Raw genomic sequence first — 4,432 nt, 5'->3', positions numbered from 1 at the left:
CTGAAATGGGGCGAAAGTCTGTGGACTCTGTGTAAGACAGTACATGGTTTTTTAACTGTGGTATGCGACGGTGGTGGAAGCAGAAACTTAAATCGTGAGGTTTAGGAATCGCCGCACTTTTAGGGCGGCGAGGATGTCAAGGCTAACCATTACCCCAATTCTAGAATTATCCGTTTTTTTAGGTTTTCTTGACTACTATTCGGCGGTAGCCAATCCAGTTTCGGTGCTGCCGGTGGTGCGACGACGGGTGAGAGTATTAAAGAGCATAATTCCGATCGCTTTGATCAGATTACCTTCCAACTCTTGGAACATTTTCATGTTCATGCCAAAAGCGGCGTTAGCTTCGGTGACAATGCGATCGGCCATGGCTTGATCCACCGGTAACTCGTCGAGGGTTTGACGATAGTGGTTTTTATAGGCTTTTTCGTCGGAAATATCTTTGAAATCATAGAAAGCCGTGCCACCAGTTTCCAGATTCATCGCTTTTTCGGCGATTTTTTTCAATATTTGCCCCCCGGACAGATCGCCGAGATAACGGGTATAGGAATGGGCGACTAATAATTCGGGTTCTGTTGTGGCGATTTCCCGAATCCGGTCAACGTAGGCCTGACCTGCGGGAGATAAAGCGATCTCGTTGCGCCAATTTGGACCATAATAAAAATATAAATCCTGTTCTAGCGCATTTTTGCGATTGAGTTCAGGAAAACAGATTTTAGAAACGACGGGATGACTAGGAAGTTTTTCCATCTCCTCCTCCATGGCCGAATAGACGAAGTAGAGGTTAGCCACCAGTTTGCGATAGGAAGTTTTTTCTACCACACCTTTGAGAAAACACTTGACAAAACCGACGTTTTCTGCCATGGTGTGGGATTTTTTCGTGCCTTCTCGCAGTTGAGTTGATAAATTAACGCTCATATTATGATCACCTGTTGGGATGAGTGGAATGGATCGGGTTCGTTACAGATGCTTACTAAAACCGTCTATTTTGGTAGATTAAACTGAATTGATCGGTAATTTTATTAAGAATTTTTACAGTGCCGCCGGGGGAGCTTAGGGAGAAAAGTTAGCTCTAGCAGGACTTGACCGCCGGTTGAAACCGGTATCGATCGAGATGGCGCAATTGTAAAGATTAGTGAAAAACTGCTCCCTAGTTGATCTTGTTGAGAGAGAGGGTGTAGTCTAGCGCCAATATCAATTCTTGCTCGACATTCTTCACACTTCTTAGAAATTCTTAACATTCAGGAGACTTATATCAGCAAAATTTCACAAATTAAAACCGAATTTAGCAATCATGCTTATAATCAGTACAGGATTCTTTATGTTGTGCTAAACTCAAGCCCTTGAGAGACAAAGCCCTAGTTGCGATGTCAGCGAGAACACATTTAGCAACCCCCTACCCAAACCCTTAGTCATAACACTCTGGTAATGCCCCGAATACTTGTAATCGATGATGATCCTGCAATCGCGGAATTAGTCTCCATCAACCTGGAGATGGCGGGTTATGACGTTAATCCCGCAGAGGACGGGATTAAAGGCCAGGCCTTGGCCGTCCAGTTACAACCCGATTTAATCATGCTGGATTTAATGCTGCCCAAAGTCGATGGTTTTACTGTCTGTCAGCGTTTGCGACGAGATGAACGCACGTCCGACATCCCGATTTTGATGCTCACAGCCTTAGGACAAACCCAAGATAAAGTGGAAGGTTTTAATGCGGGTGCTGATGATTACCTGACCAAACCTTTCGAGGTGGAGGAAATGTTAGCTAGGGTACGCGCTCTCCTCAGACGCACCGATCGCATTCCCCAAGCCGCTAAACACTCAGAAATACTCAGTTTTGGACCTTTAACCCTGGTTCCCGAACGTTTTGAGGCGGTCTGGTTTGAAAGTGTGGTCAAGTTAACCCATCTAGAATTCGAGTTACTCCACTGTCTTCTCCAACGTCACGGTCAAACCGTTTCCCCTAGTGATATTCTCAAGGAGGTCTGGGGATACGATCCCGATGATGATATCGAGACTATTCGCGTTCATATTCGCCATCTGAGAACGAAACTAGAACCCGATCCCCGTCATCCTCGCTATATTAAAACCGTTTACGGTGCGGGTTATTGTCTGGAGTTACCCACCAATGAACAGGTGGTGCTTGATTCATCGGCGGCAACGGTTTAAACAGGGAGCAATTGTCTAGATAGGCAATAGGGACAATTGTTTCGTCGCTCCTCCTCCTCTTCAGATTGAGAAGGTTTGACCGGCGGTTGGGTTTTGATGGCTATGGCTGAGGCCTCTTTTTGGCCCTGACTATCACAAGGGGTAAGCACCCCCAGCAAGTCAGGACAATGGCAGGAGTAACTAGGGCTGGCTGAATAAATCTAAAAACCTTGTTGGGTAAGACTTTTAGACCTTTTAGAAATCAAAAAGTACCGGATATGGGAGTGATCGGGGGGAAAATTCAGGTACTTTTTCCCTGAAAATTAGGTAATTGACCCCCTCAAAATCGGTAAAACCCTACACCCCACACCCCACACCCCACACCCTGCCCCCACAAAAAACTTTTTCAGCAAGCCCTAACTACTGGTTTAAGGTAAATCCGTCGCCCCCATCAAAAAGCGATCGCATTCCCTGGCAGCCCCGCGGCCTTCATTAATCGCCCAAACCACCAAACTTTGACCACGACGACAATCCCCCGCTGCAAAGACTTTCGGTAAGCTAGTGGCAAATTGACCGTGTTCGGCCTTGATATTGCTGCGGGCATCCTTTTCTAAGCCTAAATCATCGAGTAAAGGCTGTTCTGGTCCCAAAAATCCCATGGCCAATAGAACCAATTGCGTCGGGATGACTTTTTCTGTTCCTGCTACCGGTTGGGGGATAAACTGCCCTTTTTCGTTGCGTTGCCATTCCACCCGTACCGTGTGAATCCCTGTGACGTTGCCCTCGCTATCCCCCTCGAATTTAGTCGCCGTGGTGGTATAAACCCGGGGGTCATCGCCAAAACGCGCGGCCGCTTCCTCTTGTCCATAGTCCAGACGGTAGATTTTCGGCCATTCGGGCCAGGGATTATCGGCAGCCCGTTCTCGGGGCGGTTGCGGCATGATCTCTAATTGGGTGACGCTACGGCAGTTATGACGCAGGGAAGTCCCCACACAGTCGGTTCCCGTGTCGCCACCGCCGATAATTACTACGTCTTTACCCGCAGCCGAGATAAAATCCTCCCCCGGTTGTCCGTCTAATAGTGCTTTTGTATTAGCGGTGAGAAACTCCATGGCGAAGTGAATGCCCTTTAATTGGCGACCTTCGATGTTTAAATCCCGGGGTTTGGTGGCTCCGGTACAGATAACCACGGCATCATATTCGTTTAATAGGTCTTGGCTGCTGATGTCCTTGCCCACTTCCGTGTTACAGACCATTTTTACCCCTTCCTGTTCGAGCATCTGGAGACGACGCAGAACGACTTCTTCCTTATCTAACTTCATGTTGGGGATACCGTACATTAATAGTCCCCCGGGGCGATCGGCCCGTTCATAAACTGTCACCCAGTGACCGGCTTTATTTAACTGGTCGGCGGCCGCCAATCCCGCAGGTCCTGAACCAATTACGGCCACTTTTTTGCCGGTACGGATTGCGGGGGGATTGGCAGTAATCCAACCGGATTCCCAACCTTTGTCAATAATCGAACATTCAATATTTTTGATCGTAACGGGGGGATTATGAATACCGAGAACACAGGAACCCTCACAGGGGGCGGGGCAGACTCTACCGGTAAATTCGGGGAAATTATTGGTTTTATGGAGGCGATCGAGGGCTTCTCGCCACAATCCTCGATAGATTAAATCATTCCATTCGGGAATCAGGTTATTAATCGGGCAACCACTGGCCATGCCACTAATTAGCGTTCCCGTGTGACAAAATGGTGTACCACAATCCATACAACGGGCGGCCTGATTGCGGAGTTTATCTTCTGGCATGGGAAGATGAAACTCATCCCAATTATGAAGGCGATCGAGGGGGGTAAGTTCGGAAGGAAGTTCACGCAGGAATTCGATAAAGCCAGTCGGTTTGCCCATAGTCTTTTTTATCTCTGTCGTTTATCCCCTATCTTCCTTCACAGTTCGATCGATCCCGCAACTTTACCGATTTCTTTAATCTTATCGGCAGCTCAGTGGACTAACAGGCGGTAATTTTGACAAATTCGGGAATTAACTGTGGCGGCGACCATTGACCGAATTGAGTTAAAAACAGGCGATTTCAAGAGTAAGGGGGCAATTCTAAGGGGATAGCCCCGATTATTCCCTTACGAAAATCATTGAGTAACTGCATGGCTGCCCTTTCTTTATCTTCTTGATATTTGAAATTGGCCAATTTTTCGATAAAATCCTCCCCGGTCATGTCTAGAGTATTCAACCCATAACGAGATTGTAAAAGTCCTTCATACTGTAAT

At 47.3% G+C, this 4,432-nt stretch carries 4 protein-coding genes and 1 pseudogene; 2 read left to right on the top strand and 3 right to left on the bottom strand.

What is annotated here, in order from left to right:
- Positions 1 to 195: 195 nt before the first annotated feature.
- Positions 196 to 915, bottom strand: coding sequence for a biliverdin-producing heme oxygenase (locus PX481_RS21975; RefSeq protein ID WP_288024142.1), 720 nt, complete (start codon positions 913 to 915; stop codon positions 196 to 198).
- 510 nt (positions 916 to 1,425) lie between these two features.
- Here PX481_RS21975 and rpaA point away from each other — a divergent pair.
- Complete coding sequence (gene rpaA / locus PX481_RS21970; protein ID WP_002798623.1) at positions 1,426 to 2,166, top strand: two component system response regulator RpaA; 741 nt, start codon at positions 1,426 to 1,428, stop codon at positions 2,164 to 2,166.
- Positions 2,167 to 2,476: 310 nt separating this feature from the next.
- On the top strand, positions 2,477 to 2,641 hold the full coding sequence (locus PX481_RS21965; protein ID WP_288095970.1) for a hypothetical protein: 165 nt from the start codon (positions 2,477 to 2,479) through the stop codon (positions 2,639 to 2,641).
- Here the strand turns inward: PX481_RS21965 and PX481_RS21960 are convergent.
- Complete coding sequence (locus tag PX481_RS21960; RefSeq protein ID WP_002784459.1) at positions 2,574 to 4,058, bottom strand: glutamate synthase subunit beta; 1,485 nt, start codon at positions 4,056 to 4,058, stop codon at positions 2,574 to 2,576. The genes PX481_RS21965 and PX481_RS21960 overlap by 68 nt on opposite strands.
- A gap of 181 nt (positions 4,059 to 4,239) precedes the next feature.
- Positions 4,240 to 4,432, bottom strand: a pseudogene (locus tag PX481_RS21955) (ribosome biogenesis GTPase YlqF); the annotation flags it as partial.

It is taken from the genome of Microcystis sp. M53603_WE2 (genome assembly GCF_030065435.1).
Note: the sequence above shows the minus strand (reverse complement) of the source record. Positions and strands in the feature narration are given on the sequence as shown.